The 26,038-nt window shown below is 48.5% G+C and carries 33 protein-coding genes; 10 read left to right on the top strand and 23 right to left on the bottom strand.

Features of this window, described 5'->3' with window-relative positions; translation table 11 throughout:
* Window positions 1-2: 2 nt before the first annotated feature.
* Together MJZ26_07200 and MJZ26_07195 are read right to left on the bottom strand one after the other, a co-directional pair.
* Window positions 3-803: a cyclic nucleotide-binding domain-containing protein gene (locus tag MJZ26_07200; protein MCQ2105563.1), complete on the bottom strand. Its 801-nt coding sequence runs from the start codon at window positions 801-803 to the stop codon at window positions 3-5.
* 10 nt (window positions 804-813) lie between these two features.
* Entirely contained in the window at window positions 814-2,106 is a 1,293-nt protein-coding gene (locus MJZ26_07195) for an ABC transporter substrate-binding protein (protein MCQ2105562.1), read from the bottom strand.
* Window positions 2,107-2,200: 94 nt separating this feature from the next.
* Here MJZ26_07195 and MJZ26_07190 point away from each other — a divergent pair, with 94 nt between their 5' ends.
* A complete protein-coding gene (locus tag MJZ26_07190; GenBank protein ID MCQ2105561.1) occupies window positions 2,201-3,070 on the top strand; it encodes a hypothetical protein in 870 nt (289 codons plus the stop codon).
* Here the strand turns inward: MJZ26_07190 and MJZ26_07185 are convergent.
* Together MJZ26_07185 and MJZ26_07180 are read right to left on the bottom strand one after the other, a co-directional pair.
* Window positions 3,067-3,777 carry an NYN domain-containing protein gene (locus MJZ26_07185; protein MCQ2105560.1) on the bottom strand — a complete coding sequence of 237 codons (711 nt, stop codon included), beginning with the start codon at window positions 3,775-3,777 and terminating at the stop codon, window positions 3,067-3,069. The two genes, MJZ26_07190 and MJZ26_07185, sit on opposite strands and share 4 nt — an antisense overlap.
* Before the next feature lie 97 nt (window positions 3,778-3,874).
* Window positions 3,875-4,837, bottom strand: a complete 963-nt coding sequence (locus MJZ26_07180; protein ID MCQ2105559.1) for a hypothetical protein — start codon at window positions 4,835-4,837, stop codon at window positions 3,875-3,877.
* Window positions 4,838-5,351: 514 nt separating this feature from the next.
* On the opposite strand from MJZ26_07180, the gene MJZ26_07175 reads away from it, so the two are divergent.
* Window positions 5,352-5,564 carry a hypothetical protein gene (locus MJZ26_07175; GenBank protein MCQ2105558.1) on the top strand — a complete coding sequence of 71 codons (213 nt, stop codon included), beginning with the start codon at window positions 5,352-5,354 and terminating at the stop codon, window positions 5,562-5,564.
* 80 nt (window positions 5,565-5,644) lie between these two features.
* On the opposite strand, the gene MJZ26_07170 is transcribed toward MJZ26_07175, so the two are convergent.
* The 3 genes from MJZ26_07170 to MJZ26_07160 all read right to left on the bottom strand — a co-directional run bounded on the left by MJZ26_07170 (window position 5,645) and on the right by MJZ26_07160 (window position 9,115).
* On the bottom strand, window positions 5,645-7,438 hold the full coding sequence (locus MJZ26_07170) for a penicillin-binding protein activator (protein MCQ2105557.1): 1,794 nt from the start codon (window positions 7,436-7,438) through the stop codon (window positions 5,645-5,647).
* Window position 7,439: 1 nt separating this feature from the next.
* Complete coding sequence (locus MJZ26_07165) at window positions 7,440-7,754, bottom strand: nucleotidyltransferase domain-containing protein (protein ID MCQ2105556.1); 315 nt, start codon at window positions 7,752-7,754, stop codon at window positions 7,440-7,442.
* Between the two features lie 116 nt (window positions 7,755-7,870).
* Window positions 7,871-9,115: a metallophosphoesterase gene (locus tag MJZ26_07160; GenBank protein MCQ2105555.1), complete on the bottom strand. Its 1,245-nt coding sequence runs from the start codon at window positions 9,113-9,115 to the stop codon at window positions 7,871-7,873.
* Between MJZ26_07160 and MJZ26_07155 the strand changes: the two genes are divergently transcribed.
* Window positions 9,021-10,379, top strand: coding sequence for a hypothetical protein (locus MJZ26_07155; GenBank protein MCQ2105554.1), 1,359 nt, complete (start codon window positions 9,021-9,023; stop codon window positions 10,377-10,379). The genes MJZ26_07160 and MJZ26_07155 overlap by 95 nt on opposite strands.
* Here MJZ26_07155 and MJZ26_07150 read toward each other — a convergent pair.
* The 3 genes from MJZ26_07150 to pdxS all read right to left on the bottom strand — a co-directional run bounded on the left by MJZ26_07150 (window position 10,371) and on the right by pdxS (window position 12,451).
* Window positions 10,371-10,871 carry a low molecular weight phosphotyrosine protein phosphatase gene (locus tag MJZ26_07150; GenBank protein ID MCQ2105553.1) on the bottom strand — a complete coding sequence of 167 codons (501 nt, stop codon included), beginning with the start codon at window positions 10,869-10,871 and terminating at the stop codon, window positions 10,371-10,373. The genes MJZ26_07155 and MJZ26_07150 overlap by 9 nt on opposite strands.
* A gap of 96 nt (window positions 10,872-10,967) precedes the next feature.
* On the bottom strand, window positions 10,968-11,564 hold the full coding sequence (gene pdxT / locus MJZ26_07145) for a pyridoxal 5'-phosphate synthase glutaminase subunit PdxT (GenBank protein MCQ2105552.1): 597 nt from the start codon (window positions 11,562-11,564) through the stop codon (window positions 10,968-10,970).
* A complete protein-coding gene (pdxS, locus tag MJZ26_07140; GenBank protein MCQ2105551.1) occupies window positions 11,564-12,451 on the bottom strand; it encodes a pyridoxal 5'-phosphate synthase lyase subunit PdxS in 888 nt (295 codons plus the stop codon). Before pdxS ends, pdxT begins: the two co-directional genes overlap by 1 nt.
* A 249-nt stretch (window positions 12,452-12,700) precedes the next feature.
* Between pdxS and MJZ26_07135 the strand changes: the two genes are divergently transcribed.
* Window positions 12,701-14,173, top strand: coding sequence for a PLP-dependent aminotransferase family protein (locus MJZ26_07135; protein ID MCQ2105550.1), 1,473 nt, complete (start codon window positions 12,701-12,703; stop codon window positions 14,171-14,173).
* Between the two features lie 5 nt (window positions 14,174-14,178).
* Here MJZ26_07135 and MJZ26_07130 read toward each other — a convergent pair whose 3' ends face one another.
* The 10 genes from MJZ26_07130 to MJZ26_07085 form a co-directional block, all read right to left on the bottom strand.
* On the bottom strand, window positions 14,179-15,153 hold the full coding sequence (locus MJZ26_07130; protein MCQ2105549.1) for a hypothetical protein: 975 nt from the start codon (window positions 15,151-15,153) through the stop codon (window positions 14,179-14,181).
* 54 nt (window positions 15,154-15,207) lie between these two features.
* Entirely contained in the window at window positions 15,208-16,086 is an 879-nt protein-coding gene (locus MJZ26_07125) for a hypothetical protein (protein ID MCQ2105548.1), read from the bottom strand.
* Window positions 16,076-16,909, bottom strand: a complete 834-nt coding sequence (locus MJZ26_07120) for a TIGR02147 family protein (GenBank protein ID MCQ2105547.1) — start codon at window positions 16,907-16,909, stop codon at window positions 16,076-16,078. The genes MJZ26_07125 and MJZ26_07120 overlap by 11 nt, the downstream gene beginning before the upstream one ends.
* Before the next feature lie 84 nt (window positions 16,910-16,993).
* Entirely contained in the window at window positions 16,994-18,049 is a 1,056-nt protein-coding gene (locus MJZ26_07115) for a permease (GenBank protein MCQ2105546.1), read from the bottom strand.
* A 15-nt stretch (window positions 18,050-18,064) separates the two neighbouring features.
* Window positions 18,065-18,493, bottom strand: a complete 429-nt coding sequence (locus tag MJZ26_07110) for an arsenate reductase ArsC (GenBank protein MCQ2105545.1) — start codon at window positions 18,491-18,493, stop codon at window positions 18,065-18,067.
* A gap of 2 nt (window positions 18,494-18,495) precedes the next feature.
* Window positions 18,496-19,209, bottom strand: coding sequence for an aromatic aminobenezylarsenical efflux permease ArsG family transporter (locus MJZ26_07105; protein MCQ2105544.1), 714 nt, complete (start codon window positions 19,207-19,209; stop codon window positions 18,496-18,498).
* The gene (locus MJZ26_07100) at window positions 19,193-19,582 is read right to left on the bottom strand and encodes a nitrophenyl compound nitroreductase subunit ArsF family protein (protein MCQ2105543.1); all 390 of its coding nucleotides are present in this window, start codon (window positions 19,580-19,582) and stop codon (window positions 19,193-19,195) included. The genes MJZ26_07105 and MJZ26_07100 overlap by 17 nt, the downstream gene beginning before the upstream one ends.
* Window positions 19,583-19,585: 3 nt before the next feature.
* A complete protein-coding gene (locus MJZ26_07095) occupies window positions 19,586-19,849 on the bottom strand; it encodes a thioredoxin family protein (GenBank protein MCQ2105542.1) in 264 nt (87 codons plus the stop codon).
* Between the two features lie 99 nt (window positions 19,850-19,948).
* Window positions 19,949-20,275, bottom strand: a complete 327-nt coding sequence (locus tag MJZ26_07090) for a metalloregulator ArsR/SmtB family transcription factor (GenBank protein MCQ2105541.1) — start codon at window positions 20,273-20,275, stop codon at window positions 19,949-19,951.
* A gap of 97 nt (window positions 20,276-20,372) precedes the next feature.
* On the bottom strand, window positions 20,373-20,738 hold the full coding sequence (locus tag MJZ26_07085; GenBank protein MCQ2105540.1) for a cupin domain-containing protein: 366 nt from the start codon (window positions 20,736-20,738) through the stop codon (window positions 20,373-20,375).
* Between the two features lie 299 nt (window positions 20,739-21,037).
* On the opposite strand from MJZ26_07085, the gene MJZ26_07080 reads away from it, so the two are divergent.
* The 5 genes from MJZ26_07080 to MJZ26_07060 all read left to right on the top strand — a co-directional run bounded on the left by MJZ26_07080 (window position 21,038) and on the right by MJZ26_07060 (window position 23,908).
* On the top strand, window positions 21,038-21,325 hold the full coding sequence (locus MJZ26_07080) for a helix-turn-helix transcriptional regulator (protein ID MCQ2105539.1): 288 nt from the start codon (window positions 21,038-21,040) through the stop codon (window positions 21,323-21,325).
* A 65-nt stretch (window positions 21,326-21,390) separates the two neighbouring features.
* Entirely contained in the window at window positions 21,391-21,606 is a 216-nt protein-coding gene (locus MJZ26_07075) for a DUF3791 domain-containing protein (GenBank protein MCQ2105538.1), read from the top strand.
* A gap of 191 nt (window positions 21,607-21,797) precedes the next feature.
* Window positions 21,798-22,850 carry a carboxymuconolactone decarboxylase family protein gene (locus MJZ26_07070; protein ID MCQ2105537.1) on the top strand — a complete coding sequence of 351 codons (1,053 nt, stop codon included), beginning with the start codon at window positions 21,798-21,800 and terminating at the stop codon, window positions 22,848-22,850.
* A 10-nt stretch (window positions 22,851-22,860) separates the two neighbouring features.
* Complete coding sequence (locus MJZ26_07065) at window positions 22,861-23,484, top strand: hypothetical protein (GenBank protein MCQ2105536.1); 624 nt, start codon at window positions 22,861-22,863, stop codon at window positions 23,482-23,484.
* A 55-nt stretch (window positions 23,485-23,539) separates the two neighbouring features.
* Window positions 23,540-23,908, top strand: coding sequence for an antibiotic biosynthesis monooxygenase (locus MJZ26_07060; GenBank protein ID MCQ2105535.1), 369 nt, complete (start codon window positions 23,540-23,542; stop codon window positions 23,906-23,908).
* Here the strand turns inward: MJZ26_07060 and pth are convergent.
* Genes pth through MJZ26_07045 form a run of 3 tightly spaced genes read right to left on the bottom strand, consistent with a single transcriptional unit; the run spans window position 23,883 to window position 25,303 of the window.
* On the bottom strand, window positions 23,883-24,521 hold the full coding sequence (pth, locus tag MJZ26_07055) for an aminoacyl-tRNA hydrolase (GenBank protein ID MCQ2105534.1): 639 nt from the start codon (window positions 24,519-24,521) through the stop codon (window positions 23,883-23,885). The two genes, MJZ26_07060 and pth, sit on opposite strands and share 26 nt — an antisense overlap.
* A gap of 13 nt (window positions 24,522-24,534) precedes the next feature.
* Window positions 24,535-25,131: a GNAT family acetyltransferase gene (locus MJZ26_07050; GenBank protein MCQ2105533.1), complete on the bottom strand. Its 597-nt coding sequence runs from the start codon at window positions 25,129-25,131 to the stop codon at window positions 24,535-24,537.
* Complete coding sequence (locus MJZ26_07045; GenBank protein MCQ2105532.1) at window positions 25,121-25,303, bottom strand: hypothetical protein; 183 nt, start codon at window positions 25,301-25,303, stop codon at window positions 25,121-25,123. The genes MJZ26_07050 and MJZ26_07045 overlap by 11 nt, the downstream gene beginning before the upstream one ends.
* 295 nt (window positions 25,304-25,598) lie before the next feature.
* On the opposite strand from MJZ26_07045, the gene MJZ26_07040 reads away from it, so the two are divergent.
* The coding region (locus tag MJZ26_07040; GenBank protein ID MCQ2105531.1) for an alpha-amylase family glycosyl hydrolase at window positions 25,599-26,038 on the top strand (440 nt) is incomplete at its 3' end.

The raw sequence follows: 26,038 nt of genomic DNA, 5'->3' as shown, positions 1-26,038 counted from the left end.
AATTAGTGCTGACCTTGTTTTTCATCAATATTTCTAAGCGCATCCAGAATGAGGCTTGTGGTATCGGTCATCTGGTTGATGTTCACGATACCAGGCATCAGGTGGGTGTCCAACTTGTAAAGGGTTTCGTCACCCCAGGAGAGCATCTTCTCGAAAGCGTCCGGACCAGCCAGTTTGCCACACTTGGCACAGCAGATTCGACCATCCTGGAAGGCGATAAAACCTTTTTCTCCATTGCATTCAAAGATCACGGTACCGGTCACACGGCTCTTTTCCATGGTCTGGGCGAAATCAATAAAGGGCAATACCTTTCCAGAAGCCAGCAAGGACAGACGTTCAAATTCATCGAAAGCCTGGTTCTTGGCGCGAAGGCGATCTGCCACCACCTTGTACAGGTACACCATGATATTGGGATTCTTGTCCAGGAACTTAACGAATTCTTCGCGCGGCACATGAAGGACAGTGCAACCGTCCTCGGCAGCGATTACCGTATTGCTGGTAGGTTCGTTACAGATGATGGACATTTCACCAAAGCAGGTGCCGGCCTCGACGGCTGCCAAGGTATTGTAATGACCATCCGGCAGGATCTGACCGCAAATTACCGCGGCACCACTCTGCAACACGCAGAACGAATCACCAATAGTACCGCCGTTAATAATAATCTCACCCGGCTCGTACTCGCGAATCTGGGCGTTCAAAAGCAAATAGTCAGCACAATCACGGGGCACCTGTTGCAAGAACGGGGTGCCAAGCTCATAATTAGCTGCAATCCAGTCACCAATACCTGTATGAGGTTTCATCATACCTTAAATATTAGAAAATGTTGTGATACCAATTGAATGACGTATCCGTAGAATCGGGCAATTTACCACCTATTTGCGTTCCCAGATTCCAGATGAGCTCCAAGGGCCTTGCCACAGCCCCCTCGAAGAAATCATTTCCACCGCCAAGCCCCTTCCGGCCGTCATTTTGATAGACTTTCTTTTCCTTGAAAGCCCTAATGAACTTGGCTCTTGGTTCTGCAGCGAGAACCTCTTCCGGAGATCCAAACATCCCGGGGTTAATCCACACGTCGGCACTGTCCGCCAGAGACATCACTTCCTCGAGAGTCAACCGGAGTTCCCGCGTTGTATCGGCCGCCCATAGGTAACAGCCGCCGGCAGACTTGATGAGACTCGCCGTATAGCTCCTGCCACCCGGCGCATACCACACGCCACCATAGCTCATGCCGGCAAGAACCTTTGGGCCCTCGCAGTCCACCGTCCGGGAGGCAGAGGCCGCTCCCGCCTTCTGATTCTTCGCAAAGGACTGCAAGGTTTCCTTGAACATGGCGTAAGATTCCTCGGACTTGCCAAACAGGATTCCATACAAATTAATCCATTCAAACTTGGCCATGGGGCCGTCTTCCTGCCATTCGGATGTGAGCATCACAGGAATTCCCAACCTCTCCATACGTTCGTAATCATCCTGGGAACCGCCCGTTGCAAACGTCATGACCAAATCCGGCTTTAGGGCAATCAGCTTTTCTAGATCAAGACCCGTACCATTGCCAACTTCTACAACCGGAATCTCGCCATCAGCAAGAGTTCCCTGGCGGGTTCGTTCCACACGGCCGTATAAGGCGGTATCCGCAATGTACTTGCCATCACCCACCCCAACGATCCTGTCCTGCAGGCCCAAACGAAGCATGTACCCGATCTGCGCCGAGGACAATACAACCACACGACGCAAGGGCGCCTTAAGAACGATAGCGTCATCCCATTTTCCGGAAGAACTCATCTTGCTTAACGTTTCCAAGTCCGACGCCTTGCTGTAATCCACAAGAACGAAGGTCTTTTTCAAGGTGTCCCGCCCCACGATGGACTGAATCTTCACAAAGTCAAGCCCACAGAAATCTCCAGCCTGCAGCATCTGAGCGAATCTTCTTGGCTTCAAGGTCGCAAAAAGACACTTACCCGACTGTCCAGGCAGATTCCATCTCTGCGCCGCGGTGGACTTTTCAGAAACCGCACCGGCACCTTCAGCGCCATTTTTTTCGCCGCAGGCAACTAGGAAAAAGGAGACCGCCAATGCCAATGTCCCAATCTTTCCACAAAAAGTCAACACCAGAGAGCCTCCAAACAATCGTAAATCGTTGATTTTTAACGATTTATGAATTTTTCCACTGCAAAAGTCCAAAACTTAATGTATTTTTTTCACCATGAAGACAAAGATAACCTCTTTTTTGAAGGCTGCAGTACTTAGCGTACTGGCACTTTCCACCGTTTCTCTCGCCGAGGAGGACAATGGTTTCTACGAAAAGGACCACATCCGTGGGTTCATCTCCATCGGTGGTGACTACCGCGGCATGCGCGAAGAATTCCAGAACTACGTTAATACCGTAGCCTTCGCTAACGGCGCCCACCACTATGTTGCACCTGGCGACTCCGTTGCACAGGACTACTCCGGCAAGCTCCGTTACAGCACCTTTGACGACTACTATCTGGGTCTCCACGTAAACGTAGGTGCCCAGTATAAGCAGTTCCTTACCTGGTTTGACTTCAACTTCATGCCGTCCCAGGTTTCCGAACGCCCCAGCAACAGCTACACAGCTACCGCAGAAAGTGGCGACCAGGCCAAGTTCCCCCTGTACGATGTCAAGTGGTACGCCTACGGCGCTGACTGGATGTTCGGCTGGAAGCTCTTCGGTGAAGACTGCATCATCAATCTTATCCCCTCTGTTGGCTTTGGCTTCAACCTCATCAATTTCCATCTCGCCTCTAACTTCTCCGTAACTGAAGATGGTTCCGACGAATACGTCACATTGCGCAACCGTTTCTACAGCACCATGGCAACCACGGTCAACTCCGAACTGGAACTCCGCGTAGAACTGGGCCAGCTGGCAATCGGCCTCTATGGCGGCTACCGCTTTGTCCGTTACAACGAACTGGATGTTGAAGGCGTAAGCCTCCAGTCCCTGAAGTACACTGGAGACAACACCGACAATACCGGCGACACCTACTTCCTGGGTCTTCGCCTCACCTGGATCTTCAAGAGCGACTGGCAGAGCAAGCAAGAAAACAAGCTCTAAACCGCGAGTCTAGGAGTATTTACATTAGGCGCCTCAATGGCGCCTTTTTTGTTCCATCCGGCAACGTAATGGCCAAAGGGCCTCTCGCACTGGAAAAAGAAATTCCGTGGCGGTTCCGACGATTCAGGATTACGGTCCATAACCCGCTCCATGGCGACATAGTGAGCACACTTATCCCTAAGGCAGGAATCGGTCTTCCAGTGAACCCTGTGCTTTGCCTTGGGGTAGAAGAAATTCCATCCCAGCAGAACCGTAGGCACTCCCATCAGTCGCAGACGATCCGGCAAGGGGGCAAACTGCCCCTGGGTACTCAAAAGTACCGCCGCATCCATTTTTCTGTAGGAGGCGAAAAGCAGGGCATCCTCCATCAGGCAGAGGTTCGGCCCGAGACCGCCGTCATCTCCAATCCGGTCGTTATAGTGGACCTGGAAACCGGCATTGTTCAACTGCGCCTCCAGCTTTAGCACGCCAGCCGGATCCCTGGCACAAAGGCCAGGTTCACGGTAAGGATGATAGTAGTGGGATTCCATCACTACAGACGTAAACTCATTTCCGAAGTAACCTAGGGCCTGTGTCCGGACCCAGTTCTTTAGGCCCCTGAAGTCTATGTTGGAATGAAATCGATGGTGTAGCCGGTAATACTCGTTTACTTTTTTAAGGGTATAGCCATCTAAGAAGAAACCGATACGTAATACATTCTGGGGCATGACTCCTCCTATTTTTGGGAACGCTCCTACTTATAAACACGTAGGAACAAGTCATAACGTCCAGAATTTCTTAGTTAAATATTCTTAACAACGTAAATCAGAGCAGCTTCTTCTTTTTCAAGCCGTCCATCAAAGAGCCGGGCATCCATTTTTCCAACGCCTTATACGCGGGATCGTCCAGCTTTTTCTTCCACTCCATGGCCCTGTTCTCCTTTCCCGCATCATGGTAGATACGGATCAGGTTCAATACCGAGCACCAGTAACGGATGGACTTGCCAGTTCGCTTCAGGTAATCCGCAGCACTGGCTTCGTAAATCTTAGCAGCCTCATCATAGCGATTCAAGCGGTACAGCATGTCGGCCTTGATCTGAAGCATCACCGGATGCCTTGGAGCCATGGACAATCCACGTTCAGACAGCTTCAAGCCCGTGGCAAAGTCTTCCTTATCGTAGTGCATCCACACAAGGGGCGTTAAGAACAGCGGCCAGAAACGTTCGGACAACTTTGAAGCACTATCCAGAACTGCCAGGTACTCGGCACGATTATCGGACTTGAAGGGAACCCAGCTGAAACTCTTGTCGATATAGTAGGCATAAATGGCAAAGAAGGCTCGGGCTTCCAGTTCTTTGGAATCCTCGAACATCTTGGCTGCGGAACGGGTTGTCATGGCACCCTTGACGCTATGGCCCGATTCGCCCTGGACATAGCCCATCTCAAACTTGCGGAGTGCATCCCATAAGCCGGCAGTCTTGCATTTTTCCAGATTCGCACCAGCCTTTACCAGCGCCAGGGTATCGCCCTTATCATCGTAAAGACTGATACGGACAATATTCTCCAGAACACAGCCGGCACCTTCATTGACACTCCGAAGCTTCTTAGCCTGCTCCATAGCCTCGCCGTAACGCAAGGACATGGTTAATTCCGTAGTCTTGGACCAGATTGTCATCTGTTCTGCCGGAAGTGAAAGTGTCAAGGAATCTTCGGCGTAGGCGCCACATGCTAGTATCACAAGGGCAAGCGCAAAAACAGACCGGGCAAGTGCCAAAAGGCGACCCGGCATTGCACAGCAAGCACTAGACTCTTTTGAAAAGAATATCATTGGTGTAAAGTTAGAAAAGTGAAACGATCCAAAACACCCACTCCGACAATTTCATTCCATTGTTGATAAATTGTGTTCAAAATTACTGGATAAACAACTTGTCAACAGTCCGATGCAGTAGCAGAACCCCAGACAAGCAGCCGTTTTTGACGTTTGCGAGGCAACAAATCTATTCCAAAATGGAATAGGAAAAAAACTGGCCAAGAGTAATACGGCATAGGGCAAAGACACTTCCAACTTATTGAAAGACAACAAGTTATCTTCCATCGTAGCGGGTCGAATTTTTTCGGGTTTCAAGCAGGCGATGTGCCTAGAATCACAACCCCACTCTTGTAAGTTTTTTGAATGTTGCCCCGGGGGTCAAAATAATCTATTCATTTGGTATGAACTTAACAACATTTCAACAATTCATATACACATTCACAGATAGTGGTGGATAAGTCTCGTTGAAATGGTCAGGCCTCCGGAGGTACCTATGAAACTGCTACACAAGACTTCAGTTCTGTCATACTATCTCCTCCGCTCCGGTTTCCAGCTGTTCAAGAGCAGGGTGAAAGAGGAGCTTGGTGCCACCAGCGGCGCAAACCTGGATGACATCATCGATGACGAGGACCTGCACATCTACTACCGCAACGGCGATTCCCCCGAGTTCGTAGCCGCAACGGTAAACGCCTTTCTCTCCTCCTAGAAACAAAGAACCCCGCGATGTAAGTCGCGGGGCTTCTTTTTTACGTTGCCAGTTTATCTGAATCAGGACCGCAACCAGGATTACTTGGCCGGGCAACCGTCGAGAGTCTCGAACTTGCCCTTGTTGACCGTCACGATCTTCGTATTGGTGTTGGCGCCACGCTTGAACTTGATTTCGCCGTAGACGCCCTTGAAGGACCCGGCGTTGTTAATGGCGTTGGTCAGGGAATTCGGCTTCTTTGCCAAGGTGGTAAACACGATATTTGCAGCATCGTAGCTGAGACCGCTAACCTTGTCTTCGCCAGGTTCATCTCCCCAACGTTCCTTGAAGGCGTCGGAGAACTTCTTGAGGGCTTCGTTATCGCCCCCCATGTCAAGAGCAGGAACACTGAAGTAGGAGCTGTCTACCAGACGCTTGCCCTGGACAAAGAGGTCGCGGCCATACCAGCCGGATGCGCCCAGGAAGGTGCCGGAAATCTTGTTGAAGGCTGCCTGGCTGACCATGGAACCTGCATCTGTCGGGTTGGTTGCCGGAATGAACACACCCGGAATGTTGAAGGTGGAGTCGCGCATGGAAAGCATACGTTCCTTGGCATTCACGGCATCAAGGTCGGCAGCACCGCGGGCAATATTCTTACGGCGGTTCAGCTGCTTGTATCGCACGTCGCGAAGCAAGTCGAATTCGGTCTTGTAGTCCGGACGGCCTTCTTCGTAGTTACGGAAGGCGACAACGTTACCGCCACGACGTTCCACCGCGCGGGTGAAGCTCTGGCTCATGGAAGCACCGTAGTCACCCAGAGGGCTGAGGATTGCAAATTCATTGATGTTGAGGCACTTGACCGCAAAGTCAGCAATGCTCTGGGCCAGGTTGTCCATGGTAATGTTCACCTGGAAAATATTCGGACCCATCTTGGCAATGCCGTCGTCGGTAGCGGTAGGAGTCAGCATAGGGATATGCTGGAAGTTACTGCCAAGCCATGCACCGACGGTTGCAGCCGGAGCACTCATGATAGGACCGATCACTGCAATGACGCTATCCTGGTTGACAGCCTGCTGAGTGCGGAGCAAAGCCTGGGAGGCATCCGCACGAGTGTCGGCCACACGGATATTCACCTTGCCTTCAAGACCGGCCTGTTCGTGAGCCAGGATCACACCCTGGATAGCGGCGGCACCAAATTCAGCAAAGTCGCCAGACAAGGGGGCAAGAACCAGCACCGTGGGGGTACCGGCATTCTGGCCTTCCAGGGATTCAAGACCCTTCTGGGCGGTATTGGAAAGGTTCTCGGCAACTTCAGAAGCAAGAACCTTCTTGTACCAGTAGCGAGCAGCGCGGTAGCGCTTGGAATTCTGGCATTCACGGCCAATCTGCAGCTGCATCCAGCCAATCACGTCCTTATCTACCGGATACTTTTCCAAGAGGGCCTGGAGCTGGTCGGCATTCAGGAGAGAGGCAGCCAAGGTCTGAACAACCACATCCTTGGTACGGCTACGGGCAGCAGAGTTCTTGGTGTATGCCAAGATGCGAAGCATCGCCTCGACACCTTCGTAGACGGAACCCTTTTCCACGGAAATGATGGCGTGAGCCAGCTCTACGCGTTCACGGTAATCAGAGGACACGTAGTATTCAAGGAAACGGGAGGAAACCTTTTCGGCCTCGTCGCGGTTATGGTCACGGAGGTAGCACTCGGTAAGCATAACGGCGGCCTTTTCGCCAGAGGACTTGCGGAAATTAGCCTTATAGGCCTTCTGGAGAGGAGCAATAGCCTCAGAGCACTTGCCATTCTGAATAAGGGACTTTGCCTGGTCAATTTCGTCTTGGGCAAAGAGGGAAGTCGCAAGGGAAGCGACTAACACTAGGGGAAGAAGACGTTTCATACTAGGATTCTACGACGGATTGAACCACGTCGTGCTCTTTCTTGATTTGCTTTTGGAGGGATTCAGGCAGCTTAGCCCAGTCAATAATGTCTACGCGGAAGGGCAATCCACTATCCACAAAGGCCTTTTCGACAGCCGTCATCACTTCAAAGGAAAGGGGCTTTTCGGAAATCACCACCAGTTCCAACTCTGTTTCGGGGGTCAGGTCCACACCCGTGACACGGGCGCCGTGGGCCCAGACTTCCAAACCTTCAAAGTGAAGGGCCAGGATTCGCTGGACGGTTTCCAAATGATCTGTTTCAATGCATAATGCCATATGTGACCCAAATATAGTTAATGGCCACCGGCTCGCCTACCTATCAAAAGGGGACGTCAGCGCCATCAAGCTACTCTTTTAAGCGAAATTTACTGCACAAATGTACAAAATTTTACTTATTTGATGCGGTTCACCTTGAAATTGATAACCCAGATTTCGGAGTCGGAACCGGCACGGACCGGCGGACCCCAGGAATCAATACCCGCACTGACTAGCCAGTGAATGTCATTTAGGAAACCTTCTCCATAGGCCAGGGGCCAGATCCAGTTGATAAGGATATTGCCCGGGAAGAACTGCCCATCATGGGTATGGCCGGAAAGGGCAAAGTCGGGGCGGAATTCCCCAAAGTCCTCTTCGACACCCTTGGGCTGATGGTCCAGGACAATCCAGGGGACAGAATGAGCGCTCGTGGTGAGGTGGGCGGCCATGGGATTTTCAGCAGTCAATTCCTTTAGTCTCTTGCGATCTTCCTCAAAGACGCGGGCCTTCTGGAAATCGCGACGGCCGGTGAAGCACGCGACGGGAGCCTCGGCCGGAATGCAGGCAGTGGAATCATCCAGGAAAATCCAGCCGGCCCTACGGAGGAAACCCTCGGGATCGGAACCGGAGCGTTCCATATAGGCCTCGTGATTTCCGTTGATGCCGACGGCGGCAACCTTTGCGGTGGCGGCTAAGCGCTGCATCAGCTTGTCGTATCCTTGAGCGGTCAAGACGGAATCATGGACGTCGGCCATGTCACCGCCAAACAAGATAAAGTCTGGCTTGACGGAATCGCACTGGGCAATGAGACGTTCCAGCTTTTCTTGCTTGAAAAGCGGATCGATGTGAAGATCGCTGAAGAACACCGCCTTGAAATCACGATGGGATTCCGTCCAGGTTACAGTAGCAGGGACTTTCGCCGTGGAATCTTCTACAAAGGAATTTTCCGCAGGTGCTGAATATGGCGCCATCTTGAATTCCACATCCAGAGTGCGGGTCTTGTAATCGTAATGATTTGGGATGCCATAGGCCAGAAGACCTGCAGTCAACAGCACTGTTGCTGCAAGAATGATGCGTGCGCCATTGCGGGCAAAGTTGGTCTTGTACTGGAGACGTCCCGGCTTTTTCCCAAGCGTCTTTCGGTAAATAGCACGCAGCCCCAGGAAAAGGCTCCACAGGATATACATCCAGAGGGCCTGACAAAGCCAGATAACCATGAAGCACTGAACCCAGGAAAAGAAGGCGGAATTTTGCCTTGCCAAGAAGAAACTGCCAAACGTCAAGATGATGGGAAGACCGGCAATCAGCACGCCCTTGGTGCCCTCGGCCACCTTGCGAATATTCAGGTACAGAACAAGAATAGCCACAAAGGGAATAATCATAAAAAACATCATGAGTCTCAATTTACTAAAATTTTATTTGTTAGAAATGTTGTACACACTGCTGGCCATACTGTTCGCCTTAATCATCTTCGGTCTTGTCCGTGGATATAAACTTGGCGCCCTAATGAAGATGAGCGTCTCCAACCTGAAGGCGGCAAGAAACATCGTTGTCGTCATGCTCATGATTGGCGCCATGACGGCGCTCTGGCGGGCAGGCGGAACCATCCCCTACATCGTGAACTTGACGTCGGCGGCGCTAGAGCCCAGCATTTTCCTGCCCGCGGCGTTCCTGCTGAATTCTGCGGTATCCGCCCTGACGGGAACATCCGTTGGGACTGCAGCATCCATCGGTGCTATTTGCATGAGCGTGGGAAACGCCCTCGGAATTTCTCCTGCGGTGTGCGGGGGCGTTGTGCTGTCGGGAGCTTTCTTCGGGGACCGTTGTTCGCCCGTTTCGACCAGCGCACTCCTGGTGGCCGAGGTGACGGAGACAAATCTTTACGACAACCTTCGCGGGATGATTCGCACCTGCGTCTTCCCCTTTGCAGTAGCGCTTGTTCTCTTTGCCGCGGCAGGCCTTTGTCTGGACGTGGACCCGGCAAGAAACGATTCCGTCGAAATATTCCAAAAGTTCTACCACTTCCATTGGATTCTTGTACTGCCGGCAATTTCTATACTCGTCTTGGCCCTCTTCCGTGTCGATGTAAAAATCAACATGCTGGTAAGCATCACAATTGCGGCTGTCATCACCTTTACCATGCAAAACGTAGATATTGCCGATGTTATAAAAACTGCATTCATAGGTTACACTGCGCCGAATGAAATATCAGCCATGATGTCTGGCGGAGGCGTATTCGGCATGATTAAACTTTGCGGTATCATCCTAGTTTCCCTGACCTTCGTTGGACTATTCAAGGGCATGGGAATCCTGGATAAAATTCGCGGGCCCATCCAACGCTTAGGAAAGCGATCATCCTTCGGCTGCATGATCCTTACCGCATTCGCCACCTGCATGATCAGCTGCAATCAAAGTATGTGCATCATCCTCACCAACGAACTTTGCAAGAACGTTGTGAGCGATAAGAACAGGCGCGCCATCTACATTGAAAATTCAAGTGTGGTCATTGCGGGGCTTGTTCCCTGGAGCATGGCAAGCATCATTCCTCTTGGAGCCATGGGTGCCCCCACCGCAAGCATTGTCTTTGCGGCCTACCTTTACTTGATTCCCATTTCCCAATGGATTTTCAGCAAAAAATCAAACTAAGGCTTTCGCAATAATTTCGTTAAGCAAGCCTTCGCAGCCTTCATTTACATCACGCCAGGTTGCATCAAAATTCCCGGTATACCAAGGATCCGCTACATCGCCCGGACGGCAAGTCCAGTCCATCATCATGGAAATCTTCTTTGCCTCATCCTTGTACTGCGCAGCCGAAATATTCCAGCGCAAGTTGCGAAGGTTGTTTCGATCCATCAGCACAATATAATCGTAATAGTCATAGTCCCGCTGGTTCATCTGGCGGGCAGCATGGCCGCTGCAGTCTATGCCATGGGAATTCAACATGCGGCGTGCCGGCGGATATACCGGATTACCAATTTCCTCTGTAGAGGTTGCAGCCGACGCAATTTCAAAATCTGCAGGAGTCAAGCCGCAGCGATTCAAGTCCGCTTCACGAGACTGCACCATATCCTTCATCACATATTCCGCCATAGGACTGCGGCAAATGTTTCCGTGACATACAAAAAGAATCTTTGGCATAGACAAATCAAGTTTATATTTACTGACAAATAAATATATGAAAAAAGCCCTTTTAATTGCTTAAAAAGGCTTCATTTTTTCACTTATGAATTATCACTACAATCCGCGACACATTTTCAGAAAGTACTGATGAATGCGGGTATCTTCGTTCAGTTCCGGATGGAAGGTAATGCCCAGCTGGTTTTTGTAACGAACCGCAACGATTCCGCCCTTGGCTTCCGCAAGAATTTCCACGCCGTCACGAACACTTTCGATGAGAGGTGCGCGAATGAATGTCATGGGGACAACATTTGAATCGGCGATGCCGCGGAAGGGCAGTTCTGCGAAAAAACTTCCCAGCTGGCGACCGTATGCGTTTCGCTGAACGGTAACAGGCAAGGTTCCGAAATAAACATTGCTGTCGTTAGAAAGTTGTTCTGCCAAAAGAATGAGACCGGCACAGGTTCCAAAAACAGGAAGGCCGTTTTGAATCATCTTTTGCAACGGTTCAAACAAACCCAAATCCCGCAATAGCTTACCCTGGACGGTACTTTCGCCACCAGGGAGAATCAAGCCGTCGAAGGGACGGTCTGATTCAGCGCAGTGTGTCAAATCCGACTTTTGCCGGATTTCTACAGTTTCTACACCGAGCTTTGCAAGGATCTGTTCATGTTCAATGAACGCGCCCTGAACGGCGAGAACGCCTATTTTCATTACTTACCTCTTTCGGCCATGAGCAATGCGATTTCCTGCTCGTTGATGCCCACCATGGCTTCGCCCAAGTCTTCGGAAAGTTCAGCGATGAGCTTTGCATCCTTGTAGTTGGTGACAGCCTTCACGATGGCCTGGGCGCGCTTCACCGGATTGCCGGACTTAAAAATGCCAGAGCCAACGAACACGCCTTCGGCGCCCAGCTGCATCATGAGAGCAGCGTCAGCAGGAGTGGCCACGCCACCGGCGGCAAAGTTCACCACAGGAAGTTTGCCATTGTCGTGAACATACTTTACCAGGGCGTAGGAGACCTGCAGTTCCTTGGCGCGGTTGTAAAGTTCATCTTCGCGCATGGAGGTGAGGCGAGCAATTTCCTGCTGCATCAGGCGCATGTGGCGCACAGCCTGCACAATGTCGCCAGTACCCGGCTCGCCCTTGGTACGGATCATGGAAGCACCTTCCTCAATGCGGCGGAGAGCTTCGCCTAAGTCCTTGGCACCGCAAACAAAAGGCACCTTGAAATCACGCTTATTGATATGGAAAATGTCATCCGCCGGAGAAAGGACTTCGCTTTCGTCGATGTAGTCAATTTCAATAGCTTCAAGAATCTGGGCTTCTGCAAAATGACCAATGCGACACTTTGCCATCACAGGAATGGAAACCGCATCCTGAATTCCCTTGATCATCTTGGGGTCACTCATGCGGCTTACGCCACCGGCAGCGCGAATGTCTGCGGGGATGCGTTCCAGAGCCATGACGGCGCAAGCACCTGCGGCTTCCGCAATCTTTGCCTGTTCCGGAGTGGTCACATCCATAATGACGCCACCCTTCAGCATCTGGGCCAGATTCTTGTTCAATTCATAACGTTCTGCAATGTAGTTCTCGGACATTTTTTACCTCATTTTTTGTTAGTAACATCAATCTGAATGGGATTCTTCTCTACAAAGTCACAAGTGTCATTCCGAGCTTGTCGAGGAATCTAGATCCTTCGACTACGCTACGCTTCGCTCAGGATGACACACTGAATTGTTTCATAGGTTATATTCCCTATCGTTTCAGGAGGTAAATTAGGTTTTAAGCTGACCTTTTTAAATATTCAATTTTCTATTATTTTAACAAGTCCAGATTAAGGTCAGATTATGCTCAGCTACGACATCAAGAAAACGGATTCCGATTCCCTGTACCACTACCTCTATAAGTGTATCAAGAAGGACATTCTTTCGGGTGTTCTCCCCGCCGACGAAAAGTTGCCTTCAAAGCGGCCTTTTGCGGTACATCTTGGCGTCAGCGTCATTACGGTGGAAAACGCCTACGCCCAGCTTCTGGCTGAAGGATTTATCTACACGGAGCCTCGCAAGGGATTCTTCGTTTCTGCCATCGATACCGGCAAAACTTTTGGACACCTGCAATCCGCGACTCAGGCCAACCTAAAACAGTCCCGGGAAGCACAAAAAAATTTTTCAGAGGACCTGTCCAGTAATTTTTATAAAAACAGCATTGGAAAGCCAGCGTCCCCAAAAAAATATCTGGCCGATTTCGTCAACAACCAAGTGGATCCAGAAAGTTTCCCCTTTTCCACTTGGGCAAAAAACATGCGAAAAATCATCTGTGAAAACCAGAAGGAACTTCTGGAGCCTTCGCCGTATGGCGGCCTCATGGCTCTTCGTAAGTCCATCGCAAAATTTCTGCGTGGCTTCCGCAACATGGATGTGGACCCCAGCCAAATCATCATGGGCGCAGGCACAGATTACTTGTACGGCCTGCTGGTACAACTTTTAGGTTTCGACAAGAAATACGGCGTAGAAGATCCAGGCTACAGCAAGATTTCAAAAATCTACCGCAAGATGAATGTGGTCTGCAACTTCATTCCTATGGATGCAAGCGGAGTCATCATCGACCAGCTGGAAGAAACCTGCACCGATGTCATTCACATTTCGCCATCCCACCATTTTCCCTCAGGCATCGTGACGCCAGTGAGCCGCCGATACGAGCTATTGAGCTGGGCAGCAAAATCCAGCAACCGCTACATTGTAGAAGACGACTACGACAGCGAATTTCGTATGGTGGGTTCCCCCATTCCCGCCATGAAAAACATCGACGTCATGGATAAGGTCATTTACATCAACACCTTCTCCAAGACTCTCACGTCATCAGCCCGCTTCAGCTACATGGTGTTGCCCAAGCCTCTGGCCAAAAAATTCCACGAGGAATTTTCCTTCTACGCCTGCACCATTTCCACGCTGGAACAGTTGGCTCTCGCAAAGTTCATCGACGACGGCTCCTTCGAAAAGCACATCAACCGCATGCGCAATCTGTACCGCGGTCGCCGCGATACATTACTCCATGCCATCAGCAAAAGCAAGCTAGCTCACCTTGTAGAAATCTCCGAAGAAAACGCCGGCCTGCATTTCATTATGCGAATTCAGACCCGCCTAAGCGACGAAGAATTCTGCAAGCGGGCTGAAGAAAAGGGCGTCCGCATCGGCGCCCTTTCGGATTACTACACCGAGGCTACCCCCAGCGAACATCAATTCATCATCAACTATTCCGCCTTGTCTTCCAAGAAATTGGAAAAGGCATTGAACGCATTGTACGAAGTGGCGATTTCTTAATTCTGCTACATTGGAGGCGGAGTGTATTCCCACTTTCCGCCGTAGCAGAAGAACTCGCAACCATTTACTGACATATGGGAAAGGTCGCCACTTACATCGCAAGCAGAACCTTCGATTTCGCTACTTCTGCAACGTTCGGCATTAGGATCTACAAGATTAGGATTGTATCCTTGGATAGACCATTTTCCACCAACGCAGCGGTATTCAAAAGTTTCATCCAATCTTACTTCATCTTCAGTGGAGCAAGGTTCATTCTGCCAGCCTTCTGGATACTCGCTGGAGCCGCAATCATTATCAGCGTCACAGGGGTCAGAAAGATCTTCCGAGAAAGTCAGTTGACCATCCCTGCATACATATGCATAAGGTCCCACATATCTTTCTTCGCTTTCTATTTCGCAAGGTTTGCCGTTGGCTCCCGCAGGGTCATAAGCAGAGGAACTTGATGCATTTTCGACAGAAGAACTTGACGAACCGATTATCGGCAAAACGCAATTGGTATATTGCCAACGAGTTCCGTCACAAATCATGACACTGCCGCCATCACAACTTAAGGCATGCCATCCTTTTTGATTTTCAAAACAATCCAGAGCCCCGCAGCCAATGGCGTCGCATACTTCTCCTTCAAATTCAGTGTCAACGCATGTTTCTTGCCAAGTGACGTTTTGCCCGCAAGAGGGAATCAAAAAACTGCTAGAGGAAGAGTTTGGTTCTAGCACGATGCAATCCAGTTCAGAGCTAGAGGAGCTTACATCTTCTGCAAGTGAAGAAGAAACCGGCATCACACAATTTGAAAATTCGTCAGTGCAGTTTGCTCCGTCAATGGAGCTGCTGGACACATCATTCTCATTTTGCGTGATACTGGAGGAGGATTCCAATTCCTCGCCGGAATTTGAAGCACTCGCACTATCGTCACCGCAGGCAACGAGTCCTATAACCGCCAGGGTCGTAGAAAGCCCTAGCACAAATTTTTTGATATTCATAGTTTCCTTTTTGTTTAGATTGCCACGCCTCTACGAGGCTCGCAATGACATGTGTTATCTCAATAAATTTTTGTTCACCCATTCCGACGAAACATCAATGGAATTTGCGGGCCTGCATTCCGTCGTAAAATTGCCATCGGGTTCAATGAATTCAATTATAGAATCAAGCGAAAGATTCCCACAGTAACGGAATAGAATTCCAAATACTCTGTATTTATCAGTATTTTCGCAGGTGTGTGAACGAAGTGCAATTACAGTCAACTTACCGCCTTCAATATTCGCTAGCACAAATCCCGTTTCTGGAGTGTAGCCGCCATCCATACCAATAGGAGAAATGTTCAACAAGTAGAACGGACAATATTCATCAACGCTTGGTGTCTTTGCGAGATAATCTATTGTCTTCGGGAACAACATTTCAACATGGGACATGTCCATATCTTTGTGTAAACCTGGCGTAGTCAATTCGTAATAGACAGGAGTAGCATCTTCGCAATCATCCGACGCTCCGCCACACTGTTTTTCATATACCAAGTTATAAGCAAGAACATTGTCATCAAACTTCGTGTTGACATCGTTGACGTACTGCTTGACGAAATTATCAAGAGTCTTCGGCTCTACGCCATTGCTTGGCGGAACAACTGCCGGAGCGTCATCGCTTCCGGAGCTCGGAGGTGTAATGGAACTGCTAGATCCTCGATCGGGGTCGAGGATGACGGAAGAAGAACTCAGGATGACAGAAGAAGATGATTGCGGCTCAACGACATCTCCGGCTTGACCGGGAATCTGGATGCTAGACGAAGAAACATCTTCAACGGCAATCTGGTTCGGTTCTTCTGCGGTCCCTGCGACAGAACTGCTGTCGGAACAAGCGCAGAACAGACCCGCAGACAATCCGATGAAACTAGCCACGGACAAAATGAATTTATTTTTCATCATCCTTCTCCTTCGCGTTCTTTGTCAGCGGGAACAACTGCAGATTCAGGCGATAAACCTGATCGATATTTTCATCTTCTGCAGCGATGGCAATAATCTTGCGGCGGCATTCATCCAGTTCCTTCACGATCCGCTCGTAAGAATTTTTAGAAACGCCCATGGTGACGCCAGTAAAGTTTCGCTCTTCCTTCGGCAAGTCCAGCGAGTTTGCCGCAAGGCAGGCCATCTTGTAATGCATTCCGCGAATGGCCAGGCGCGTCGCTTCCGGCGAGCCCGTAATGGATTTTTCCGCCTGTTCAAAAGTATCGTCCGACATCTTTTTTAGGAAACCATTCTTCGTGAGAAACGCAAGAGTTTCTCGCACTTCTTCCGCAGAAACTTTCGGCAGACATTTCTTCGCCATTTCTCCAGGCGTCGCCCCCGGCATCATGGGAGCAAGTTCGCGAAGCACCGGATTTTTCCAGCTTTCATAAAAGTCGAAAAGTTCGCTGTCAATGACTCGCACCTTATGAAGCCTTGCAATGGAAACCATTTCTTCGTAGGCAAGCTTTTTCTTCGCTTGGTCTTCTTCCTGGCCAAACTTCACCATGGCCCTAAAGTAATCCATCTCGAAACCCACAAGCCCCATGGCCTCGCCTGCGCGCTCCACACCGATTCGACTCAGTTTGCTCTTTCCGTCGCACACCACCTTCATGTAGGACGACGACGAAAATCCAGCCTTCTTGGAGAACTCACGCCAAGTAAACCCATGGCGCAATTTCTGCTCTTCATAGAAGTCCAGCATGAACTTTCGAAAATCGGTGTATTCAACGATAGGTTTCATCACCTAAAAATATAGGCTTATGCAACAACTTTTCAAATAATTCTATGCAACAAAAATTTGATTTTTGAACTAAAATTGCAATTTTTATAGAAAATTTTTCAGAAAATTCTTCCATATACAACAATCTGTTGCATATATCCCAAACCCATTAAACAACAGTCCAAGCACAATGATGCTCAGGGCAACTGTTCCAAAGAAGATCAGCAGAAGCTTTAGGGACATGACTTTCTTTAGCATCATGGCCTCAGGGAGCGAAAGCCCCACCACCGCCATCATAAAGGAAAGCGCAGTTCCAATGGCAACGCCCTTTGCCACCAGCACTTCGATAATGGGCACAACGCCAGCCGCATTGGAATACATGGGCACCGCCAAAATCACAGCCAGGGGAACGGCGTACCAGTGCTCCGAAGAAAGATAATTTTCAAAGAATCCTGTAGGCACATAGCCGTGCATGGCCGCACCAATGGCGATACCGATAATTACATAGAGGATTACGCCGCGGACAATGTTCAAGGATCCACGTGCGATGCCTGGGAGGCGCTGGAAGAAGGAGTATCGCGAAGTTTCATCATTGGCTTGCAAGGAGTCGGCTTGCGTAACATCAGAGTTCGCAGCCGCTCGCATAGACATTTCCTGAATCTGCCGCACCCATGGACTCAACAATCTCTCCAATTTAAATTTACCAAGAATCGCGCCCAAAACAGTTCCCAGCAAAATCCCGCTGGCCACATAAATCACCGTCACCTTCCAGCCAAATGTCGCCGCAAGCATGGCCACAGCAACTTCATTGACCAAGGGCGAAGTAATCAAGAATGCAAAGGTCACTCCCAGAGGAATTCCGCCTTTCACAAAGCCGATAAACAGCGGAATGCTGGAGCAGGAACAGAAAGGAGTTATCGCCCCGAAAAGCGCCGCCAGCAAATACTGCAAACCAAACAGCTTATGAGTCGTCAAGAAATTGCGAAGTCGCTCCACCGGAAAATAGGCGTTCACAATTCCCATCAAGAAACTGATGGCAAAAAGCAATAGCACAATCTTTATGGAATCGTAAACAAAGAAGTTAAGCGCGGCCCCTAAACGGGACGCAGCATCCAGGCCACACAAGCCATAGATAAGCCAATCTGCAAACTGCTGAATCATTTTAACCTCGCGATTTTACGCCTTGGAATTTTTGATTTTTGTCAGGTAAAATTCTTCCATCTTCATTTTGATTTCATCACGAACGCGACGAAATTCGGGAAGGATTTCTTCTTCTGTTCCCTTGAAGGCGTCGGGATCGTCAAAGCCAATGTGCAAGCGCTCTCCAACCTGCCCAAAGAACACCGGGCAAGATTCCTTCGCACCACCGCAAACCGTGATGACAAAATCCCAAGGCTCATTCAAATACTGATTCACATGCTTCGGAAAATGCTTTGAAATATCAATGCCAATTTCCGCCATCACCTTGACGCCCAAGGGATGTACTTCCTGCGCGGGCGTTACGCCAGCGGAACACACCACCAACGAAGAATCCAGATTCTGCAAAATGCCATGAGCCATTTGGCTGCGGCAACGATTTCCTGTACACAAAACGAGAATTTTCATAGTTAAAACTCCATAAAAGTTTTTAAGATTCCAGCCACTATAAAAAGCAGCGCAACGATTCGGTTAAACCAAACTTGGAAAAGTTTCATTTTTCCAACAGCAACACCAAGCCGGTTAATGCTAAACGCCAAAATGTAGGCGATGATCAAAATGGGTAGCGAAGAGGCTAGTCCAAAAGCAATCGGCAAAAAATAACCACCGGTTGCCCCCATCGACATGGGAATCAGCATTCCAAAGTAAAGCATGCCACTGGTCGGGCAAAAGGCAAGCGCAAAAAGCATTCCCAGCAAAAAGGAGCCCAGCCCACTGTTCAATCGGCCATTGAACTTTGATTCATCAACACCCTTGAAACCAAATTTTGGCAAAGGCAAAAGATGTCCCAAAAGCATGAACAAGCCCATCACAATAAGAACCGGCCCAAGTACAGTTTCGCCAGCCCGCCCTACAAAATTTTGGATATCAAAAACATCTCCGCCCTTACGAAGAACCGCAATTAGGATAAACCCAAGAACGCTGTAGCTGACAACACGACCAAACGCATAGAAAAGCCCTCGCAAAAATACAGCGCGCGGTTTATCCACCTTTTTACTAATGAACCCTACAGCCGTAATATTGGTTAGCAACGGGCAAGGAGAAATCGCCGTAAGCAACCCTAAAATAACTGCGGTAAAAAAAGGCAGCTGGCTACTTTCCAGAAGATTATTTAAGAAGGTCATCCATTACCTGCTTAAAACGCTTCTTGAATTCGGCAGGCTGATTCTTTGCGTAAGAAAAGCCCATCTGAGTCAGGTTATTGCGTTTTTCGTTAGCGCCCTCCCACTTATTCACGAAAAGAGAAGACCACGTCACCTTATATTCCTTGGCAATCTTTTCACTAGTCGGTTCAGAAATATCAACAACCGTAAACGTAACCTTGCCAGACTTCAATTCTTTCGCAAAACTCTCCTGCAATACTTCCTTTGTTAGCTTTTCAATGCTACGACAAGTAATGCAACGCTGCGCTCCGTGAAAGTAAAGCACATCTACGGCAGGCCCTTGGGCAATAACCATTGTGGCACAAGCCAGCAAAAACAAGAAAACTTTCTTCATAAACTACCCGCAATTTCCACAGCTGCAAGAATTCAATAAACCCAGCACCTTGCGGATTTCGTCATCGTTGATTTTGCCCTTGACCACCACCTTTTCATCTACCACCAAGGCAGGGAGAGACATTATATTGTAGGGAATCATCTGAACGATATCGTCAATACGAGTAACGGTCGCCTCGATTCCCATTTCCTTGACGATTCGCTCTACGGAATCGGCGAAGGACTGGTTGCATTTACATTCACTGACAAGAATCTTGATGTTTTTCATTTTATTTCCTTTGCGGATTGTTTCGCTTTTTATGTTCGTTATTCGTAGAACTACGAACAATAAGGTTAAAAATTTATCCCTGCTTTGCAGGGATTTCGACTACTTGCAACAGGATTTCTTTTTACAAAGTTCCATATTGAAGAAATCCTTGAAAAGCGTCTTCGCCAGTTTCCAGTTTTCACGATCGATGCAGTACTTGACCTTCGGCGCTTCAATCTCGCCCTGAATCAAGCCCGCATCTTTCAGTTCCTTTAGATGCTGGCTGACAGTCGCCTTGGCAATAGGCAGCTCTTCGTGAATGTCCCCAAAGTAGCAGGTATCCTGCTTCGCCAGGAATTGTACAATGGCAATCCTTGCGGGGTGAGCAAGAGCCTTGGCAATTCTTGCCAGCTTTTCGGTTTCTTCACAATACTTTTTTTCAGCCATATTCGCCTCTGTTCGTAAATATACGAACATTGACTCAAAAAAGCAAGGGACAGAACAGTTTTTTGCAATTCTGCCCTAAAAATTTATAGAAAACGCCCTATTTGATGATATTGGCGTCATCCATAAAGCTGGTAATCGGCATGGCTTCATACTGAATGCACATCATGACCATTTCTGCATCAGAGGTGTTGCGCAGGGCACGGACACCCGCTGGAGCTACGCGGACAACGCTACCTTCGCCAACGGCAAACTTTTCGCCGTCCACTTCATACTCACCCTTACCAGAAATAATCACATAGATTTCTTCGTGAGTTTTGTGGGAATGGAAAAACGGAGCATCTTCACCAGCGGCAAGACGCTGAAGGGACGCCTCGGCACCAGTCATAGCAAGTTCCTGGCCAAGGAAAACCTTACCTTCCACATTCTTCCAGCCATTAAAGTTTTTTACTGCGTAATTCTTCATGATGTTACCTCTTTTTTTTTATTGGTTACTTTTAGAGACTTCCTCTTTTTAAGCGACCATAAGTTAAAAACAAACATTCCTAAAAACAAGAAGGCACAAAATAGTGCCATAGTTACCTTTTAGTAACCTTTGCAAAATTCAAGAATTTTCAAGATATTGCTATCAAATAAAAATTTTATTACTTTTATAGAGTAAGTATAAAAAAGAGAGTATTTATGTCTAAAATTATATTAAAAGACGACAACTTTCCAAATTGCCCAATACGGAACATATTGAGCCGCATAGGGGATAAATGGTCCATGCTGGTACTTTACACATTATCTCAACAGCCCGTTTGCAGATTCAATCAATTACAGCGTAGCATTCCAGACATTTCACAAAAAATGCTAACCTCAACCCTCAAGACCCTGGAAGCCGACGGCATCATTGATCGAAAAGTCTACCCAGAAGTTCCGCCCCGCGTTGAATACTCAATTTCCAAACGCGGCGATACCTTGCTGCCCATCCTCCAGGATTTAATCAACTGGGCCGCACTAAACATGAAAAAGATTGTGAAGGACAGAGAAAAGAGAACTATATCCCCATAAGATTACAAAAATATTCCCTTTGAAAAAATGTATATTAAGTAGAGCACGATCCCATAGGTCATAAAATGAATAAAGAATCCTTTGAATTTACCATCTACATGATTCACGCTTGCGCCAACAAGTGGAACAAGCTCCCGTCAGATGTGTACAGGAAGTTGAATGATTCTTCCTGCATAAAGGATCTTATTGTGCCGTTCTTTGATGTTTTGCACACCCAAAGCACAGAATATGTAGTCAATGACATCGAAACCTTCTTGAAAAAGCAGGGGGTGGCAATATGATCGTTTACCATGGGTCCAACCAGATTGTACAAAAACCTGATGTTGAGCATTCTTTTCGAGCACTAGATTTCGGCAGAGCTTATTTGCCGAAAATAAGGAAACTACGAAAGTTCGCCCAGCAGTGAGATTTTTTCACTTTTTTTAGATAAACCTCTTGACCTAGAGCAAACTCTAGGTCTTATATTATGGGCATGAATATACTAAAAAATGCTATAATCACAACCGTAGCCACCCTCGCCCTGGCCACCACCACAAACGCACAGATTATGAAAAACGTTCTTACCGTTCAGCAGCAGGACATGGCCATTATCGCCTGCCTGGAAGCCAAGGGCGACTTGGCAAAACTTAGCAAGGCAATCGACAAGGGTCTGGATGACGGACTCACCGTAAGCCAGGTGAAAGAAGCGCTTTCCCAGCTTTATGCCTACACCGGTTTCCCGCGCTCCCTGAACGCCCTCGGAACTTTGCAGAAAGTTCTGGATGAACGCAAGGCCGCCGGCAAGAAGACCGCCGAAGGCAAGGACGCTTCTCCCCTGCCCAAGAATTACAACTCCCTGAAGGCAGGTACCGAAGTTCAGACGAAGTTGTTCGGCAAGGTGAACAACACTTTCGTTCCTGCAACGGATTACTACCTGAAGGCACATTTGTTTGGCGACATTTTCGCCCGCGACAACTTGACTATGCCGGAACGCGAACTGGTGACTGTTGCGGCCCTCAGCGGCATGGATGGCGTTCACCCCCAGCTGGCTGCACACAAGGCGGGCGCAAAGAAGGCGGGCCTTACGGATCAGCAGGTGGAAAGCATTACCATGACTTTGCAGGATGCCAAGTTAATTCCTGGCATGTACGGCGGAGATTCCCCGTGGCCCCGCGGCATGCCTAACGTAAATTACGCAAAGTACTTTATCGGCAACAGTTACTTGGCCCCTATGGACGCAGAAAATGGCGGCCCCACCAACGTGACGTTTGAACCGGGCTGCCGCAACAACTGGCACATCCATCACAATCAGGTACAGGTCTTGATTGCCGTTTCTGGCCGCGGCTGGTATGTGGAAGAAGGCAAGGAACCTCAGGAACTGACACCGGGTTCTGTCGTGGTCATTCCTGAAGGCAAGAAACACTGGCATGGTGCCGCCAAGGATTCCTGGTTCCAGCACTTGACTTACCACACCCACGTTGGCGAAAACGCCAGCAACGAATGGTTGGAACCTGTAGTTGACGAAGTGTACAACAAGCTTCCGTAATTGAGGCGGTATGAAAAAATTGCTGTTCTTGTTGAGTGCGACGGCGGCGTTCTTTCTGAACGCCTGCGGCGACGACTCCAGTTCTAATGCAAAGAATGATGTTGCAGGTTCAAGTGAGAGCATCGTAGCTTCCGAAAAGATGCTAGTCGCTTACTACTCCTTCACCGGGAACAGCAAGGCTATCGTAGAAACCTTGACAGGAATGATTTCTGCCGATGTGGTGGAAATCTCTCCTGTGGAAAAGGCAGATTTTGCCGCCAACAATTACGCCATCGGCGACGCCCTTATTGACGCCATCAACAAGAATCCCGATGACGAAAGCAGCTACCCCGCTATCACCGTCAGCACCGAAGTAAGCTTCGCAAATTACAGCGAGGTGATCGTCGTTGCGCCTCTCTGGTGGAGCCACATGGCCGCTCCCATGCAGACCTATCTTTTCAAAAACAGCAAGGAACTCGCAAATAAAAAAGTGGGCCTTATTGTCAGCAGCCATTCCAGCGGAATCAGCGGTGTTGAAGCCGACGCCAAACGTTTGCTTCCTGGCAATAACTTCACCGCAAGCCTTTCTATAAAGGCTGCTGATTTCTCTAGCCGCGAAACAAAAATCGCCGACTGGTTGAAAAAGGAATTTTGAGAATATGAAAAAACTTCTAATTTTCTTCGTGCTTCTTCTAGCTTCAGGAATGGCTATGGCAAAGACTAGTCAAGTGAAAAAGCAGCCCTTTGAAAGCGACCGCATCGTTCGCCTGTCCTACATCGAGATTCACCCGGAATATCACGACCAGTACATGGCCATGGCTCTTGAAGTCGGCGCCACCAGCATGCGTACGGAACCGGGCGTTATCTGCATGTATCCCATGGGCCTTAAGCGTGACAAGAATGCTCTATACATTCTTGAAATCTACGCCAGCCAGGATGCCTACAAAAAGCACATCGCTTCGGAACATTTCCAGAAGTACAAGCAAGGCACCCTCCACATGGTGAAGCACCTTGACTTGATTGACACGGATCCGCTGAACCCGATAATGAGCATCAGCTCTGAGATTGCGGACAAGTAGATTCATCTTCGCAAACGATTCTCATGCCATTGAATGCAGACTGGATTGCAGCCATATCAGCATAGCTTCTGAAGTTCTCAATCAAAGGAACAAACAAGATGCATGTGTGAATTAATATTACATAGCACTTGAAGTCCATTTGGCCAATGACCCATTCCAAAAGTTTGCTTTTATCGGCAGGGCTTCCTATACCGATTTTACACGCAATCCAACCGGGACCAAAATTTTCCAGGACCGATTTCACACCATTGTGTCCACCATGATTCTCGGACATTTTTTTGACCCGAATGCATCCTGGTTCCAAGTGAATATCGTCATAAAAGACAATCAGCTGTTCTGGATTTTCAATTCCCAACTTCTTAGAAAGTTCCGGCAAGACATCGCCCGCAGAATTCATCCCTGTTAACGGATAGCACAGATAGTCAACACACTTTTCTCCGTCAACAGAGTGTTCATATGCATACAAATCGTACAGTCCTTCTACATGTTCTACGAGGTGCGTCTCAAAGTTGATGCGGAAAGCATCAAGAACTTTACAGCCCATTTGATGTCTTGTATTTCTGTATTTCAATTCGGGATTGCCGAGACCAAAAAATAGCTTGGAATTTTTCATAATCGTTCTTTTTTTAAATAAGTCTGAACATCTGGTTTAGTACCAGACCTTCGTTGTTTGAGTTGTCTGTGATCCTTGAGGAAAATTGCCGAAATAAATTTTGCTCGTAAAAGCTCATTAATTTCGGATGACTTTCACATTCCAGAAATACGATGGTTCCGCCCACAAGGTTTTGGGCCTGCTGAATCGTGCTTATGGCAATGTTCAACAAGTGCGAACCGGGAATCTGCAGTTCCTTCGCAATGCGAAAGTTCTTTCCCAGCTGAGCAATGAGATACCCGCTGGCGCTATACTCTTTTGTATTTGCATCGTACTTGCTGATACGCTCAACTACCTTTTGGGCGGTTTTGCTAAGAACTTCGTTACAGAAAGTGACAGGCTTTACCGCAAGAGCGAAATAGCCGACAAGATGTCCGCCTGTGCTCACAATATACGAGATAGACTGTTTCTTTTTCGTAAAAAGAATCGAATTCTTTTGTAGAAAGTGTTCAACATCTGGATTGACAGGAGAACTGAAGGAATTTAGAATTTCCTTCAATTGATCTTCATCAACACCATTTTTATTGTTGAAATAGGAATTTAGACTTGTAACTGAATAACTATTTTGCATCTGCCAATAACTTGGCAGTCAGTTCAAGGATTTCCTTGGGGTCCGTCACAAATCTTGCGATTTGGGGAATGGGTTTCTGGGCGTCGCGTTCGGCGGCTTCGAGCTGGTCAGCGAACCGCTGAGTGCTTTCGGCGTCAAACACGAAATTGTGCGTAATGCTAGAGGTTGCCATATTTCTCCCTGACTTTGTGCCTTTGGTGCCCTACGTTGATCATCAGGGGCCGGCCTCCCCATAGGGTTCCTGTCGCCAGGTTATAAACTAAGGCGACGACGTCAAGCAGAGAGTTTTACTTGCCCCACGCATGGGGATTACTCTTTCGTCCATAAATATACAAATAAACAAATCGAAAAACCAGCCCCCCATGTAATTCATCTTTAATTTTTCTCCACCCCCTTGCAAATATACCAATCGGTATACTATATTTGCAATATACCGAACGGTATATACAATTTTCAAGGAGGTTTATATGAGGCCGAATCACATTTACCACATTTTCCCGCTGGGTGCACTACGTAATACCGCCGACGGCGGCAATTCCAAAGCAAACATAAACCACGCGCCCTACCGAAACATTCGCGAACTCTCTAGCCTCATCCCTCACTTGCAAAGTTTGCGGGTGGACTCCATTCTGCTGGGGCCTATTTTTAAAAGCGAGACCCACGGCTACGACGTGACTGACATGTACCATTTGGACTCGCGCCTAGGAAACGACGATGATTTAAAAATCATGGTTAGCGACTTTCACAACGCCGGATTCAGCGTGTTTTTCGACGCCGTCTGGAATCATTCCTCCAGGCATCATTTCGCTTACAAGGACCTGCGTGAAAGGGGGCAGAATTCACCTTACGCCAACTGGTATCGCAATCCGCGATTTAACGTACCCAACCTCTGCGGTGACTCTTTTAC

The organism is Fibrobacter sp., from assembly GCA_024398965.1.
In the GTDB taxonomy this organism is placed as follows: Bacteria; Fibrobacterota; Fibrobacteria; order Fibrobacterales; family Fibrobacteraceae; genus Fibrobacter.
The sequence above is the reverse complement of the archived record's forward strand: the minus strand, read 5'-3'. Positions and strand labels throughout refer to the sequence as shown.